Source organism: Pirellulaceae bacterium, from assembly GCA_019636385.1.
Classification (GTDB): domain Bacteria; phylum Planctomycetota; class Planctomycetia; order Pirellulales; family Pirellulaceae; genus Aureliella.
The window spans coordinates 85,921-101,474 of the sequence record JAHBXT010000007.1 but is presented as its reverse complement, the minus strand read 5'-3'; the positions used below and the strand labels follow the sequence as shown (position 1 = coordinate 101,474).

The following is a 15,554-nucleotide window of genomic DNA, read 5'->3' as shown; positions in this document are numbered from 1 at the left end:
ATGATTTGGTGACAGCCTTGGTGGTGAGTCATCAGCCGTTTTCATCGGGGCTACCTCGAAAAAAGTCTGCCGTGACGTGTCCGGGGGCAGAAATTCCTTGTCGACCTAAGACCTTGAAAATGGTGCAGGCCAAGATTCTCAAGTCTAGCCACAGCGACTGATTCTCAACGTACCATACGTCGTATTCAAACTTTTGTTCCCAAGTTAGCGCGTTACGACCGTTAATCTGCGCCCAACCGGTAATGCCAGGGCGCACATCGTGGCGCCGAGCCTGCCGAGGTGTATACAGGGGCAGATACTGCATCAATAACGGTCGCGGTCCAACCAGACTCATGTCGCCTTTGAGTACGTTCCACAGTTCAGGCAGTTCATCCAGGCTGCTGGAACGCAGAAACTTACCCAGGCGATTCAAACGTTGATCGTCGGGCAAGAGGTGACCTTCGGCGTCGCGTGCATCGGTCATGGTGCGAAACTTGAACATCCAAAAGGGTTGTCCCTTGATTCCGGGTCGTTGCTGCGAAAAGAGCACCGGCTTGCCCAAGCTGCGAACAATCGCCAGTGCGATGATCGCCAGCAGCGGCGAAAACAGCAGGATGGCCCCTGCGGCAACCGCAATATCAATGGCTCGTTTTAGCAATGGGAGTTTTCCAAGTGTCCTGTCAGGCAAGCGGCCGAACTGAAGCGGCCGTCGCCAGACGGTAAATCCCAGGCAAGACCAGCCTCTGGCGACGATCGCTACGGTAGATTGTCAACTGCCGCATGGTCCCGCCACAACCTGGTCGATAATTTCACGCAGCCGCGCTGCCAAAACGTCGTATGTCAAGTTTTCCTTCAAGTATTTTTGACCGCGTTGCCCCATCGCCGTCAGTTCACTTGCCGGAGTCTGATAGGCCCTGATGACGCCAGCTTGAAACGCCGCACAATCCTGTGGTGGAATGAACCATCCGCAACGTTGCTCGTCCAACAGAAACCGGAATCCGCTCAGACAGGCAAGGATCGGTTTGGCTGCGGCCAAGTAGTCAATCCACTTGTTTGGGCTGATCCCAAATTGGTAAATGGAGCGATCCAGCCAGGGGCTAATGACTACCTGCATGTGCTCGAGCAAATAGGGTAAGTCGCTCTTGGGATGTCGATCAAAAAAATGAATATTGCCTAGGCCGCTATACTCGGCCTGATACTTTTGACTCAGCGGACCATCACCTACGATGACCAGATGAATATTAGGATGAGACCGTTGCAAGTCGCGGAAGGCTCGCAGCGGTTCTTCAAGCGCGTTGGCCAGGCCTATCGTTCCTATGTATCCAACGACAAACTTATCCTTCAATGTCTGCAACTGTCGGATGGTCTCTTGGCCTTTCGGCGAAGGCGGCGCTGGAGCATAGAACTCAGGATCAAAACCCATGGGCAGGTAGGCAACAGGTTTGTCATGTCCCAGCTTATGTCGGACGTGAGGGGCCAGATTAGGCAAACTGCTAACGATAGCGTCCGCGCGGCGGTAGCCGGTCTTCTCGATACATGCCAGGGCGATCACTAGCGGGTGGTAACTGCGGTAACCGGCCAGTGAAATCAGCGTTTCTGGATACACGTCGCGGACTTCAATGATCAGCGGTCTGCGCAAAATATACTTTAGGATCAACCCTGTGACAAAAGTCAAAATGGAAAGCGAGCTGACGATGATCACATCCGGTTGCCAGCGTCGAATGCGGCTGAATTGTCGCCAGATTTGAAATTCGAACCATAACCATGACCAGATTCGCTTGAGACTAAATCCCAGGCTAATGCGCGGACCATTGAGGACACTGTGCGTCAGCCGTTCGTACTGCTGCTGCACACAGGCCCCTCGAAAAGGTTGTAATAAATGACAGGTAGCGGAAGCCGAACTGACCAAATGCACGTGCGTGGCAGGTTGACGCGACAAATACTTGCAGTAGAAAAACTGTCGCGTTGGGTCGCCGAAAACAGGACTAACCGCATATTTACTGATATACAGGATACGCATCGGAGACTACCGCGAGAAAATCGTCTGCAATATGTAACCGATGTCCTTCCAGAACGACCACTGCTGAACATATTCGCGATTGAGTCGCACTTTGTCGGGGAAGATAACGTCCCGATTGTAGGCTTCGGGGTCGTCCACTCCGGCCAGGATTTCTTCTTCGTGTCGATACTTGAGTGTTGCTGGACCTGTAATGCCAGGGCGGACCGACAACACAATTCGGTCATCGCCGTCCAGCAAATCTGCGAAACCTGGCACATCGGGGCGCGGACCGACAAAACTCATCTGTCCCAGCAAGACATTGATCAATTGCGGCAACTCGTCGATCTTTGTCTTGCGCCAAAAGCGTCCCAATTTGGTAATGCGCGGGTCGTTGGCGGTTGTCACCGTCGTCCAGCCACCTTCTGGCAACCGGCCTTCTAATTCGTCTTCCAACTGATGCTGGTCGGTGACTCGCATTGTGCGAATTTTGATGACCTTGAATCGTTTGCCACCAGCCCCAATTCGGTACTGTGTAAAGAAGCCGTTGGCTCGGCAGTCTCGTGAGGCCAGTAGCCAAGCGAGCAAAATAATCCAGCCAGTCAGGGCTAATCCGATGGCGGACATAGCCAGATCAAAGCATCGCTTGATTGCGGATTGTGTCGGGGTTAACAAGTCAGGAATTCTTCAAGAGACGGGAATAGGTCGGGGAGTCATTAGACCAGAGAAGAGTATCTCCAACTACGTCTGACGCTGCGCAGTGTCCGACGCAGCGCGAAACTCAGGCCAATCCCTTGCCAATAACTCTCGCGCCGTAGTCGTTGGATATTTTGACATCAACTTACAAAACTTGGACTCAAATGTGCGGCGTCCCAGTCCTTGGTGAAGTCGAACTTTCCAGGAAAGTTCAAGTGGCAAATGTGCAAATTCGTCGGGATCAAATTCGTATGGATGGCAATACAAGGTAAAGATGCCATTGTCAGCCAGCGACTGTTGGACACACCAGTTGATGAGTGGCCAGGGCAACAGTCGATGGTAACCACCGCCGGCCACCGGCAACACGCGCCCGAACCGCTGCAATGTTGCCGCCGGAAACTCGACCAGCTTCCGACCTGAAGGCAGTGTCACGTTGACCGGATGGGCCGGCCAGTCTGCTCGGCCGTTGCGATAGGTGGGCGACGGGAAGATACTCGAGTCGTACAAGAAACTCTCTTCAGCCAGAATCTCCAAGGGCCAGTTGCCCGCTGGTCCCAGTGAAAAACACGGCCCACGGTAGCCCACAACCGCCTGACCTGTCAGATCCTCCAGTTGCGCTTTGGATCGCCGCACATCGTTGCGAAATTGCTCCGGAGTTTGTTCATAAATGTTCACATGGCCGTATCCATGCGAGGCGACTTCGTGTCCTTCACGGACCATGCGCCGTACCGTTTCTGGGAACTTCTCAGCAAATTTGCCTAGCACAAAGCAGGTTAATTTGCAGTCCGCTCGGGCTACCAGATCCAGCAAGTGCTCGGTATTGGTACCGGCTCGCGGATAGATTGGCATTTCCGGATCGAGCGTCGACTGCGCCCAATCCTCGATGTCGGCTGACAATAAAATCGATTTGGTATGTAGTGTAGGCACTAGAGGGCAATGACTAGGGTTTGGTGTGCAGGTAGGTCCACCAGTCGTGTTAGCCGCTGGCCCGACTTCAGTCGCACATCAACAGGCACTTGTGATAGCGCACGCGTGCCGTCATTGTGAATCTTGATGCAGGAATCTTCAAACTGCACGCGAACTTGCTTGGTTAAGGGGCTCAAGACATCCAGCCAATATCGCCCCACGCCATACACCGTATCCACAAATAGATCGCCATGAAATGCATGTACAGCTTGATGCAACAGCCACTCCGTCATTCTCTGACAAACAACGCCATCGAATTGTCGTAGGTGTTGATGCACCAGCAGAACCAGCGGACGAGCCAGGCGGTGACCACGGTAGATCCAAAATCGGAGCATGGCTGCATGTTGTATATGCTGTGGATCCGATGGGTAGCGAGCGGTCAGTTCCACGATGCTCGTGCCGGATGGATGATGGGGAGCTGGCTGTCGCAGCACATTGTCTTTGGGACTGATGTCCGAACCGGTGGCCACTTCGCAGCCAGCGGCCTGGACTGCAGCCGGTGAGAACCGATCGTTGCCGCGACCCGGTTTAGCCCACGAGCGTGGCACATATTGAAACAATTGCTGGCACCAGCGAGCCGCTTCAAGCATGTTATCGCGCTGATCTGCCAGCGACGAACGATCCGCACCTTGCCAGGGATATTGACCTTGCCCGGCCTTAGCACCAGCCAGCCACTGATTGCCTGGTGCACCTGAAGCGTCAGTATCGTAGTGCAGGTGCCCATGATTGCCCAATTCGATTGCGTAACGCCGAGATGTACGAACTGGGTACGCCGCGGAGTAACACAGCTCTACGTGCTCCCGCATCCACTGGATAAACTCGGGGATCTGATCAGCGCCCCGCGCAATACTGTAGTGATCGGCCCACTCGGCGGCGGCCTGCTGATCTAAACTCAATCGCGTAGACAGATACATCGTCTGAGCCATACCATACCGCATGCTCAAGCCGAAAGCGGCTTCCAATCCTTCGATCGTCTGAAACGAAGCCGTATCGTATAGATCAAAATCTCCGCGCAGGGAGAACGCCGAACGCCGCCCACCCGGGTAGCGGCTGATTTCGACACTTTCAATTTCGCTGACTTGGACTGTGCGTGTGCCCAATGAATGAACCTGCAGATTACCCTCAAAACGGCTACCGCGAACACAGATGCGCAGACTTTGTGGTTGAACTGAAGCCTTGGTCGATACCAGTCTCCAACATACTTGCTGAACCTGCCCAGATGCAATCGCCGGTAGTTGCAGTTGCAATTCTCCGTCCACTATATTCCAGCCGGATGGCAATTGAATTTCAACTGCCACAGGCGTCTGGCAGGGTACTCGGCTGTGATTGCCGATCAGTAGTTGAATTTGAAACGGTTGGTCGAGCGCTACCAGCCCGAGCTGATACTCTGGCAATCGCTCGATAAAAGGGCCTTCCAGATTCAAGCACAACCTGGGGTGTAAGCCGGGAGCCGGATAACGCTCAGCAGCTTGACCGTCGCCGCCACCGCGCAGTCCAACAGTCTCTTGTGTCGCATACACTTGATTGACAACGTGTCGTTCTTCCAGCAGATTCTTCAGTGCCAGCAGCAACTGCAGCAACACGACAGCCAAGCCTACCCACCATCGCTGTAGGCCAATGCTTAGCACAACGGCAACCACGATCGTCAGACCAGCTTCCAACCACCATCGGTTCAGCGACAATCGCTTTTCGGCGGTCTCCAACAGGACATTGGACAGGTACATGGTCCAGCCGATGCGGTAGGGCGCTAGCTCCAAACAGCGACTCAAAATCAACGGCAGCCACGCAGCCAAGCCGCTCAATGCAATTAAGCTGACCACCAGATTCATCACAGATTCAGTGGATCCCAAACCGGTACCTCATGCAGTTTGCGCTGAGCCATCGCCTCCAGAACAGCCGCGTAGTGCTGCAGGACAATTTCTTGAGTCACATTGGCAGATACGAATTTGTATCCTGCCTCGCCCATGGCTCTCGCATTGGCCGGATTGTCGGCTGTATCACGGATCAGTTTCGACAGTCCAGCATGATCCAGACCATGAACAACGCGACCGGCACCAGCTCGCTCTATTAAGATCGGCTGCACTCCGTCCATCGCAGCCAGTATCGGCTTGCCTGCGGCCATGTAGTCGATCAACTTGTTCTCAAAATAAATATGTATCAGCGGGCTCTGAAACAACGTCATGATACCGGCGTCCGCACCGGCCAAAATCTCGGGCACACGCTTCTTGGGCACCGCATCGTGAAAGTGGATGTTGGTTAGACCTAACTGCGCGGCCAGTTCGATGGCTTCCTGCTTGGTCTGTCCAGTACCAAACAGGTCGATACGAATATCCGCGCGATCCTTCAATTCGTTGGCAGCACGGACGATGACATCGATGGCGGTGACCACAGTGTGTGTGCCGGTATAGACTGCCACAAATTGGTCGCCCCAGCCCATCTGCTGGCGTACCTGCTGTCGGGTTTCAGGCGGCAGATCATACAAATGCTTGTCATAAGCATTGGGGAACAGGTCAATTCGCTCGGCGGGCACGCCCTTCTTTAGCAGTTCGGTCTTGAGCCCCGGAGTCAAACACACGACGCGATCTGCGGAGAAGTAGTTCGACCGGGCCATTCGCTCCAATATCCAGGCTTTATAGCCGGTTACCAAACGACGAACGACCAGCGCGTCGGGCCAAAGATCGCGTACTTCCAACAAGAACGGGCAACGAAACTTACGCGCTAGCGCTCGCGCAGCCATCCCGCTGAACAGAGGTTGAATACTCGCCAGCACCACATCCGCAGCGGGTAGACTGCGACCAAACCGATAGGCAGCCCACGCGAAATAACCGTATGACCGCAGGCGATTGAGCATGCTGGCTCGTAATTGCCTGGGCACCTTCAAGCGATGAACCATTACCGAACCGCCCTGCTGAGTCGTGATCGACTCCGTCGGTTCGGTCTGTTCGGTGTAGGCGTTGTAATCGCCAGCCAGTACGATGACCTCATGGCCCCGATCAGCCAAGTAGCGCACCAATCGGCGCGGCTGCGCTGGGCCAGGCGATTCGGGGCCGGCAAAAAATTGGTGGATGAAAATCAGACGCATATTGTTTTCTGGACAGTGCCCGTTTCTGATCAGCCGCAGTGCGCTAGCACCCGGTTTCTAACAAAAAACCGGACGCTAAGGCGTACCAGCTGATACAGCACCTTATTTGCCAATGGTACTTCAGGCGAAGGATAACCGTTCACGCTAGTTGTAGGCTGGGTCAAGCGGGGATGATGAAAATGGGTGTTCAACGTTAAATTTTGCCGATTCGACTCAAGACTGTCTCCCTGCACATTGTTTAGCCCCGTGCCGACCCACCATGGGACGCGAACGGTTACCAAGAGATCAGCATTTACGGTAGCAATCGAGCCAAAGGTGGGCCAAGTAGCCGGCTGATTGGCAGCGGTAAGCGTTTCCAACCTTCAATTGCCAAACTGAATTTCGGATTCTCTTTGGCTAGTCCAGGCATCTCAGTCTGACTTAGCAACTTGTAACACCAAGGCAACGTCTCCGCCTGAACGCCCCAGAATTTTTTGAACTCTTCGTGGCTCGAACCCCGTGTACTGCGGCCAAAGTCAACGGTCTGGCAGCCAACCCCGATCGCATCCTCAATGGCTCGCCAGTTCATGAGCTGAACAGGTGCGTACTGCAATTGATCGCGAATCGACGCCGACCACACAAAATAGCAGGTGTTAGCGTCGAAAACTACGAACTTAGCCGCGATCGTGTGTCCGTGGCGCACAGCCCGATACACGCGGCAAGTATCGGGAAACGCTCGCTGAATCTCGGCAAAAAAACGTGGCGAAATCACCGGAGTGCCCAGGTCGCGCAAATTGCGCGAGTAGACCGCATAAAAATCCTTCAGACATTCTGGCCCTGACTGGACGATCACTTCGTTTTTTTCAGCTTTGCGAACTTTGTTCCGCACATTTTGGTGCAGCCGCTTGAAGACTTGCTCGGTGCCACCCTCTAACGACAAAAACGACCCTACTTTACGTTCGTCACGCGGCAGATCGAGCTGCAGCGGGTAACGCTGGCGGAGTTCAATGTATCGGCAGTCGGCCTGTCGGCCAATGTCGCTAGCCTGATCCAACAGCGCCTGCTGAATTTGAATTGAATCTCCAACAATTCCTCCATAGTTCAAGAATGGCAGGCTAACCGCAAAAGTACCGAATAGACGTGTCCGCAGGACGAAAAGCGGACAGATGCCCACTACCGCGCCGGATTGCTCAGCTAGCAAATAGCTGGGTTGATATCCCAGTGCACGCTGAATAACCATCTGCCACGAACTGAGGTGAAACATGGTGGCTTCAGGATGTGCCAAAACGTATCGATCCCAGCGATGCAGGTCCTCTGTCGCGGACTGAAGTAGCCGTACCGTCACCACTGCAGCGGACTCCCGTTGATCGTCGTGGCTTGTGTACTTAAATAAAACATCAGCAGACAATTCGTAGCTACCTTGACCGACCACGCACTGGCGAGCGCAGCTACCTGGCCTTATCGCTTGCGTGCCACGGCCATGATGACTGGGTGATAGTTGACATGACCCATCGAAGCAGTCGCCAGTGTCGACAACGCCGTTGATAACTTGGCGTGCATGCCGCGTCGTTCGTTAATCGGTGAACAGCCGACCCACAAAACATCGAAATTCGCTTTACGCAACAGCTTACTCAAGGTCGTTGTCGAATAACCGTACAAGGCAAGCGGCGGAACGGTGGTCAAGTACGGCGTCTTGGGAATACCCAACAGCTTGGTCAGTCGCGGCAGGCGGTGCAACGCGTTGAAGAATGTGATGTTCGGCACCTTCAGGAGCAAGATTCCATGATCGCTCAACAATTGATGAGCTTTCTTCAACCAATCGGTGGGGCTATTCACCGAGTGCAACATGTTCCAACCGGTAATGATCTCAAAGCTGCCGGGTGCGTAATCGCTGGATTCAAAGCTGCCTTGTTGAATCGTGTCGACACCGCACAGTTTGCGAGTGAATTGTACGGCTTCAGGAGTCAAGTCGATGCCGTGAATAGCGGCGCCACGCTGCTGAGCCACTTCCAAGAACAACCCCATTCCGCAGCCAACATCCAGCAACTTTTTGCCGCGAACCGACAGACCTGAATGTTGTTCAATCTTGTCGATGCCACCCGCAAATACCTTTTGCGATCCCAAACGAGAGACTTGTACCTGCGGGTCGTCTACGTTGACGTGCCAGTAATCGCTATTCTCGATCGTGGTATCTTGGGGAATCGGGCGCACCTGAGCCAGCCCGCAGTTCCGGCAACGATAAATCTGATAGCCCCGCTCCTGGACGATAGGTTTCAAACTGTCGGACGAACATAAATCGCAAGGTTCAAGAGTAGGCCTTAATTCACTAACCATAGCATGGATAATCTTGCTTTTAGAACTCGTTGATTAATTGACAATTCTGCCCCGATAGGGGCGAAATATTAGTAGCCAACAAACAGCCGCAACGTTCATCTAGCCCCGATAGTGGCGAAATATTGTTGGCAAGTTATTTGTGGTCATGAAAACATAGCGTTCCTACGGAACTCCATGTCGCTTGGGATCGTTTGTTCTACCAACATCTTGTCCCGACGGGACGGGTTTCGCAACTTGTGTCCCGTGATTCCTGGCTCCTGCATGTAATCAATAAAGTTGAACTAGGTGAAAGTTGTGTATCGCGAGGAGGGCAGAGCTTTGGCATGAGACTTCCGAAACTCTGCCTTACAAGCGAACCGAAGATTGCGGCGCGATGTCAACCAACTGCATCCAGTGGCGTCCATCGGCCAAGCATATCTCGACAGGCAATCCCGACAATGGACGCTCGCCCGAATTGTGCGCCACAACCTCGCGCCCGCGCACTTCCAATTGCACTTTGCGGGTTCGCTGGCTCAGGACATCGCGCCAGTACAATCCCATGGCTGTTAGAGTACCAGGATAGACATCGCCTTCGGTGTCTGCCAGGACATGGCGCATCAGCTCAGACGTCAGGTTATAGCAGGCATTGCTTTGGTACATCACCAAGTGATGATGCGCCAGAAAGACCAGTGCTTGTCGGCGTCGTCGGGCAACCCCCACCCAGAACTTTAGCATGGCGATCTGAGCACCATTGACCGGATCACGTGGCAACATGCGCGTCATTTCAGCCAACGACTCGCAGCCCGCAGGATGGTGTTCGCGCGGAAAAAACAGCAGCTTAGCCAGCTTACTCATGGCCGTCTCGACGCTGACAGGGATTCCCGCCGCCTCGACAGCTTGAGGCGTGAACTCATCCCACGCATCGCTCGGGACCGTAAAACAGGTCGTCTTGACCCCCAAATGCTGCTGAATCATCTTATCGCACTTGAGCATGTTGTCGCGCTGCTCGTCCAGTGATGAACAGGGATATTTCTGCAACCATGGATAGTTGCCATCGCCCATCCGCGCGTGGGATTTCCAATTATTGCCAGCATCGGCAGCGGCATGAGTGCCGTAGTGCAAATGCATGTGATTGCCGATCTCTGCTGAAAACGGCTTGTCCATACTGGTTGGAAAATCCTGCTCATTGGTCATGTCAATATCACGCCGCATGAACTCGATAAACGCAGGTATCTCTTCGGAATGACGATTCCAGCCAAACTTTTCGCAGAACGCCCGATGCGTCTGTTGATCGAGATTTAAACCTGTGGACAGCATGACCGTCGTGGGCATTCGATATCGCGCCGCCAAGCCCAGTGCCTTTTTCAACCCCTCTTCGGACTGAAACGTTGATGGATCGTAAAGGTCGTGATCGCCACGCCACACAAAGCCGCCCTGGCAGCCATATTTCCAGCGATTGATTTGCGCTGATCGAATCTGAACTTGCTCGGCCGGCACAATGCCACTCAGATTCAAAGTCCTTGACCAAACGCGATCGCCGTGGACGATCTCAATGGTTACGCGACCGCCCCGGCCCGCCTGAGCGGCCGAGAGCCGAAACTGTTGGCAGACCACCTGGCTGGGCTCCGGGCAAACGTCGACTTGATTTGTTCGCTCAACAGTGATTGACGTAGTTGACGATTCGATGCGGATCGACAGGGGCAATTGGGGTCGCACGGTGCCAGGATTCAGAATCCATAGTTCAAAGGCTTGGGTTAAACCCTGAGGCCAATGGCCAAGTTCATAGAGGCTCGATCGGCGCTCGACTACCGGCCCCTTTAGCCAGGCGATGTAACACGGGATCGGCAAGGGAACTCGACCGCCCACGGACGCCAGTTGGGTTGCAGGTACATCCAGTCGCCACTGCATATCGACGATTTGTGAGCCGAGCCAAGCTGTTCCACCTACCAGTACAAACGCGAGTCCGAACCATGGCCCACCCAGCAGCGTAAAACCGGCCGTCAATACAACAAAGATGAACACATCTTGCTTCATGCGCGGCAGGCGGCCTCGGATTTCTACCGTTTCATAAATGGCATTCGCTATCAGCATCGGCCAGCCCAGCCAACTGCTGGACAGAAACCAACACTTGGCGACGATAAAATGCGCAGCCAAGGCGATTGCCACCGCCCAGCCAGCCACCAGAACCAACCACATCACTTGTTCACCCACTGTTGTCTGCACCACGAGTCAATTTCTGCCCCCGTCGCGCACCAGGGCTGGTGTTGGGCGCAGCGATCCAACAACTGGTGGTACACCCACTGCCAATCAGCGTACTCGGGCTCGTGAAAATAGTTGTTATGCCACAGCAAACTGACCAAACCACCTCGCTCGATGATAGGCACGATCGCTTTCCATGCCGCCTCCAGTGCCTGTTGGCCCGTCAGCCGCAAGTGACTGAATAGGTTGACATCCATGACACTCAGCGGCAGCACGGTCAAGTTCATCGAGTGACCCGTAGCCGGATCGACTGGTTGAAACGGAAAATAGTGACCATCAGCGACACCGATTTGTCTGTAGGGTCCGTAGGTCGAATCGTACGAAAAGCCAGCCGCCGCCTGGGCGCGCCAGGTCTCAGGATACGAGAACCGTAGAAGATGGTTGCGAATTCCCGTCACTGGCACATCAAATTTGTCGGAGATCGCCAGACGACTTTCGCGATAGGCGTCCGCATTATTGTAGCGATAGTAACCACCATGAACACCGATTTCGCAGTTGGCGGATTTGATCTGCTCGATGATGCCGCGCAACCCAGCCGAGTCTAATCCATAGCGCGGTCCGTTGCGTTTCCAGTAAGGGTCGTGCAGCACGTAGTAGGTCGAACGAAACCGATACTGCGCTTCAATATCTAGCAGCACACGGAAATCTTCACCGGTACGCCTCGGCCATACAATACAGCGCGCCATCCGTCGCAGTGCCAGGGCCACATTGCCACCCTCACCCTGGGTGATCATTCTGCGAACGTGATTTCCATCGGCCAGTATCCGCCACATTTCGCGGTCGTAGATCTGATCGATGTCGTGCGACAGAAACAGCGCGAACCGCTGGCCATCGGGCCAAAGGATTGGATCGTCGGACGTCGCGCGAGCTATCGAAGGTGTCTGAGTAGTTAACAATCTATTTTTCTTTGTAGTTACCGTCGCCAGACGGTGGGCAGATTCGTGGACGGATCGTCACCTATACATAAGGTCTAAAAACTAAATAAACATTGATGGACAAGTTATACAGGATAATTTGCTCAGTGGTCTCTCCAGCCTGTAATACGGATCGACGATCATCCTGTAAATCCTGTAAATCCATGTTAGTTTCTCCCGTTGTATCAAACTATTTGTGTGGAAGTGGTTATGGGTTCCACCGGCTGGTGACGGTGGCTACTGATCTGCTCTCGTTGGCCGGTTTACTTACGACGTGCGACCACCATCAAATTGAATGGCAGCAGTACGGGCAGAGGCAGCACACGTGTGCGGATCACATCAAACCAAGGTGCGATGCTATCGCGAAAATCGTAGGCATCGAAGCCAACCTGCCGACCTTTGTCGAATTGTTTGACATTGAACGCCTTGGGGAAGACGTGTCGCAGAGCCATGGGAAAATTCATGCCATCTAATCCATGACGGCTCAGACCGCGCGAGAAATATTTGAGCAGCGCCGTGTATCCGATCTCAATGGGCACACTGAAGATGAAATGACCACCCGGTTCCAGGAGTCGATGTACTTGGCGGATTGCATCCTCCCGACGTTCCGGGATCAAATGCAATGTTTCTAGCGAGACCACGAAGGAAAACCCACCATCGGGCAACGGAATATTGCGAGCGTCAGCCGCAACAACAGTCCGGCCTGGAAAGGCGGACAGCAGTTCGCGACAATGGTTTTCATAGTAGTTCAAGCACACGACTTCCTTGAACAACGGTTCAAAAAAAGGCAATCCGATGCCATCGGCCGCTCCGATGTCCAATAGCCGTTGCTGCTGGTGTGCACCTAGTTGCTGCATGTAGCCAACGGCGGCATGGAATCGCGCAAACCGCTGCCAGCGCACCAACGGCCCGCCTTTGAGCAGAATTTGCGAATAGGTCTCTTTAGCCATCGTATTTCATGACCTTCATCTGTGAAATCAACACACCTGGTCGGTTCGTAGTCTTACGTCAGTTGCTGACTTGCCGATAGAGTTCGGCGAGCTTGGGCTCGTGTTTTTCCCAATGGTACTCAGATTCGAATAGTTCTCGTCCCCGCCTCCCCAAGTGAGACAGCAGCTCGCGATCACTGTACAGTCGCTGGATTTGTCCTGCGACGGCCACAGCATCTTGCGGATCAACCACCAGTCCAACTCCGGCTTCGCTAACGAATGCCCTCAGGCCGGGAAAATCCGCTGACAGTACCGGAATGCCAGCGGCCATATATTCGATGATTTTTACGGCGTTTTCCCCAGTACAATACAAAAAAATGGGTAGCGGCTGATACAGAGCCAGCCCAATGTGGGCGCGTTCGTAATGGCGACTGAGTTCAGTCCAATTCAACCGACCGTGTACTACGACACGTGGGTCATGGCTTAGCTCCTGCAGCAACAATTGATCGTGACAAGGGCCAATTACATGCAACCGAATATCTTGTTGCGGAAGTGTCTTGAGCGAATCAAGAGCTACCTTTAGTCCGCGCTCACGTGTAACGCCTCCAACATACAGCACATTGAATGTTGATTCATGAGAAGTGTCTGCTGGATTGGTGAAATCCAAACGGGGAAAATTTCCCAGAACGATGGGTCTACAAGCTTGGAATTTTTGTGCCAAATGCCGGTCTGCCACGATTACGCCGTTAAATAACCTAGCAGCAGTTCGCTCGAATCTCCACCAGCAACTCGGAAACCAATTCCGTAACCACCAGCGATTGGCAGTCAATAACTGGAAGGTCGCTTGGTAATCGTCATGCACATCGTAGATTACCTTTCTACCAAATAGCCTGAGTACGATGCCTGCTGGGATCAGGTCTGGATCGTGAAAGTGGAAGATACGAAATTTTGAAAACAATGCCCACCAGCAAACTCGTATCCATGCAAAAACTCGGTGGCGAAACCAGCGAATCCGAGTTGGGTCAAAGATCGAGATTAGCGCGATGCCTTGATAATCACCGGATGCGTCTGCTGGGCCTGCGACAGCTGCACGAAACCCCATTCGATTAGCCGTCCAAGCCATGCGGTGCAGTATTCGCTCGTCATCGAGTGAATGTCCGGTCGTGAGTTGACAGATGCCGGTAGAGCGATCGATGCATTCAGCCATTGCGAAGTATGCGTTGCATTGAGGGGATGCTAGGTGGTGGCTAAGCGACACCATCAATAATATGCTGATCGTTCTATGACGGGCGCATGATGTCGAAGCTGTCCGTAAAGTGCCGCCAGCTTGGGCTCATGCTGTTCCCAATGATACTCGGCTTCAAACAGCTTGCGCCCACGCCGTCCAAGCTCCAGACGTCTCTGGGGATCCTTGTACAGACTGTCGATCTCGGCAGCCAGCGCTGTGGGACTGGTCGGATCCACTACCACTCCGCAGCCAGGTTCTTGCACGAAACGGCGAAGGCCTGGAAAGTCGGCGGTGATAATCGGCAGCCCGGCGGCCATGTATTCGATGATTTTAGCGGAGTGGTCCACTGTCACGAACTCTGGTATCGGCTGATAGATCGCTAATCCCACATGCGCGCGCTCGTAAATGGTGTGTAGCCGAGTCCACTCGACCTGCCCATGCAGCACAACCCTTGCATCCGCTGTGAGTTCGTCTCGCAGTCCAGCCTCTCTACAAGTTCCCACGATATGCAGCCGCAAATCGGTCTGAGGCAGCAATTGGAGGGCTTGAGCCACAATGTGCAGCCCACGATATCTGGATACTCCCCCAACATACAGCAGATTAAAGGTTGTTTCGCGCGACGTGTCGGCAGCTCTTGTAAAATCCAGCCGTGGATAGTTCCCTAAGATTACTGGCTGGCAGTGGCGAAACTTTCTGGCCAGATGATGATCAGCCACGATTACGCCTTGAAATAGTCGGGCAGCGTTGCGTTCCAGGAGCCACCATGTGCGAGGCACAAGAGCCCGTAGCACGGGACGTCCGCGCAGCCGAGTTTGAAAGGCCGCTTGATAGTCGTCATGTACGTCGTAGATCACCTTTCTGCCGCAGAGCCTAAGCACCATGCCAGTCAGCAGCAAATCGGGATCATGAAGGTGAAAGACCCGAAAGTTGCTGCGCAGTGCCCACCAAGCCAATCGTAGCCAAGCCAGCAATCTTCGGTTCCATAAGCCTGGCGCTGTGCGGTCATAAACTGAGTGCAACGTGATGCCCGCGTAGTGGCCATCAGTTGCTGCTGGGCCAGCAACCTGACTGCGGTATCCCAAACGTTGGGCCGACCACGCCATGCGATGTAGAATACGCTCGTCGTCCAGCGCGTGCGCTGAAGTCAGTTGGCAAATCGAATCCCGTAGAGTTGCCCTGCGAATCGTTCGGCTTCCAGCTACAGCAAGCACCC

At 53.9% G+C, this 15,554-nt stretch carries 13 protein-coding genes; all 13 read right to left on the bottom strand.

Annotated elements, in window-relative coordinates:
• Nucleotides 1-31 precede the first annotated feature (31 nt).
• Nucleotides 32-637 carry a sugar transferase gene (locus KF752_20325; GenBank protein ID MBX3423911.1) on the bottom strand — a complete coding sequence of 202 codons (606 nt, stop codon included), beginning with the start codon at nt 635-637 and terminating at the stop codon, nt 32-34.
• A gap of 111 nt (nt 638-748) precedes the next feature.
• A complete protein-coding gene (locus KF752_20320) occupies nt 749-1,999 on the bottom strand; it encodes a glycosyltransferase family 4 protein (protein ID MBX3423910.1) in 1,251 nt (416 codons plus the stop codon).
• 6 nt (nt 2,000-2,005) lie between these two features.
• Nucleotides 2,006-2,659 carry a sugar transferase gene (locus KF752_20315; GenBank protein MBX3423909.1) on the bottom strand — a complete coding sequence of 218 codons (654 nt, stop codon included), beginning with the start codon at nt 2,657-2,659 and terminating at the stop codon, nt 2,006-2,008.
• Between the two features lie 57 nt (nt 2,660-2,716).
• Nucleotides 2,717-3,568 (bottom strand): polysaccharide deacetylase family protein, encoded by an 852-nt coding sequence (locus tag KF752_20310; protein MBX3423908.1) that lies wholly within the window; start codon nt 3,566-3,568, stop codon nt 2,717-2,719.
• 29 nt (nt 3,569-3,597) lie between these two features.
• Nucleotides 3,598-5,487, bottom strand: a complete 1,890-nt coding sequence (locus KF752_20305; GenBank protein MBX3423907.1) for a hypothetical protein — start codon at nt 5,485-5,487, stop codon at nt 3,598-3,600.
• On the bottom strand, nt 5,466-6,719 hold the full coding sequence (locus tag KF752_20300) for a glycosyltransferase family 4 protein (GenBank protein MBX3423906.1): 1,254 nt from the start codon (nt 6,717-6,719) through the stop codon (nt 5,466-5,468). Before KF752_20300 ends, KF752_20305 begins: the two co-directional genes overlap by 22 nt.
• A 292-nt stretch (nt 6,720-7,011) precedes the next feature.
• Nucleotides 7,012-8,106 carry a FemAB family PEP-CTERM system-associated protein gene (locus KF752_20295; protein ID MBX3423905.1) on the bottom strand — a complete coding sequence of 365 codons (1,095 nt, stop codon included), beginning with the start codon at nt 8,104-8,106 and terminating at the stop codon, nt 7,012-7,014.
• A gap of 50 nt (nt 8,107-8,156) precedes the next feature.
• On the bottom strand, nt 8,157-8,975 hold the full coding sequence (locus KF752_20290; protein MBX3423904.1) for a class I SAM-dependent methyltransferase: 819 nt from the start codon (nt 8,973-8,975) through the stop codon (nt 8,157-8,159).
• 402 nt (nt 8,976-9,377) lie between these two features.
• A complete protein-coding gene (locus KF752_20285; GenBank protein MBX3423903.1) occupies nt 9,378-11,210 on the bottom strand; it encodes a hypothetical protein in 1,833 nt (610 codons plus the stop codon).
• Complete coding sequence (locus tag KF752_20280; GenBank protein MBX3423902.1) at nt 11,207-12,166, bottom strand: hypothetical protein; 960 nt, start codon at nt 12,164-12,166, stop codon at nt 11,207-11,209. The genes KF752_20285 and KF752_20280 overlap by 4 nt, the downstream gene beginning before the upstream one ends.
• 281 nt (nt 12,167-12,447) lie before the next feature.
• Entirely contained in the window at nt 12,448-13,134 is a 687-nt protein-coding gene (locus KF752_20275; GenBank protein MBX3423901.1) for a class I SAM-dependent methyltransferase, read from the bottom strand.
• A 58-nt stretch (nt 13,135-13,192) separates the two neighbouring features.
• A complete protein-coding gene (locus KF752_20270; protein MBX3423900.1) occupies nt 13,193-14,215 on the bottom strand; it encodes a glycosyltransferase family 4 protein in 1,023 nt (340 codons plus the stop codon).
• Nucleotides 14,216-14,373: 158 nt separating this feature from the next.
• The gene (locus KF752_20265) at nt 14,374-15,552 is read right to left on the bottom strand and encodes a glycosyltransferase (protein MBX3423899.1); all 1,179 of its coding nucleotides are present in this window, start codon (nt 15,550-15,552) and stop codon (nt 14,374-14,376) included.
• Nucleotides 15,553-15,554: the final 2 nt, after the last annotated feature.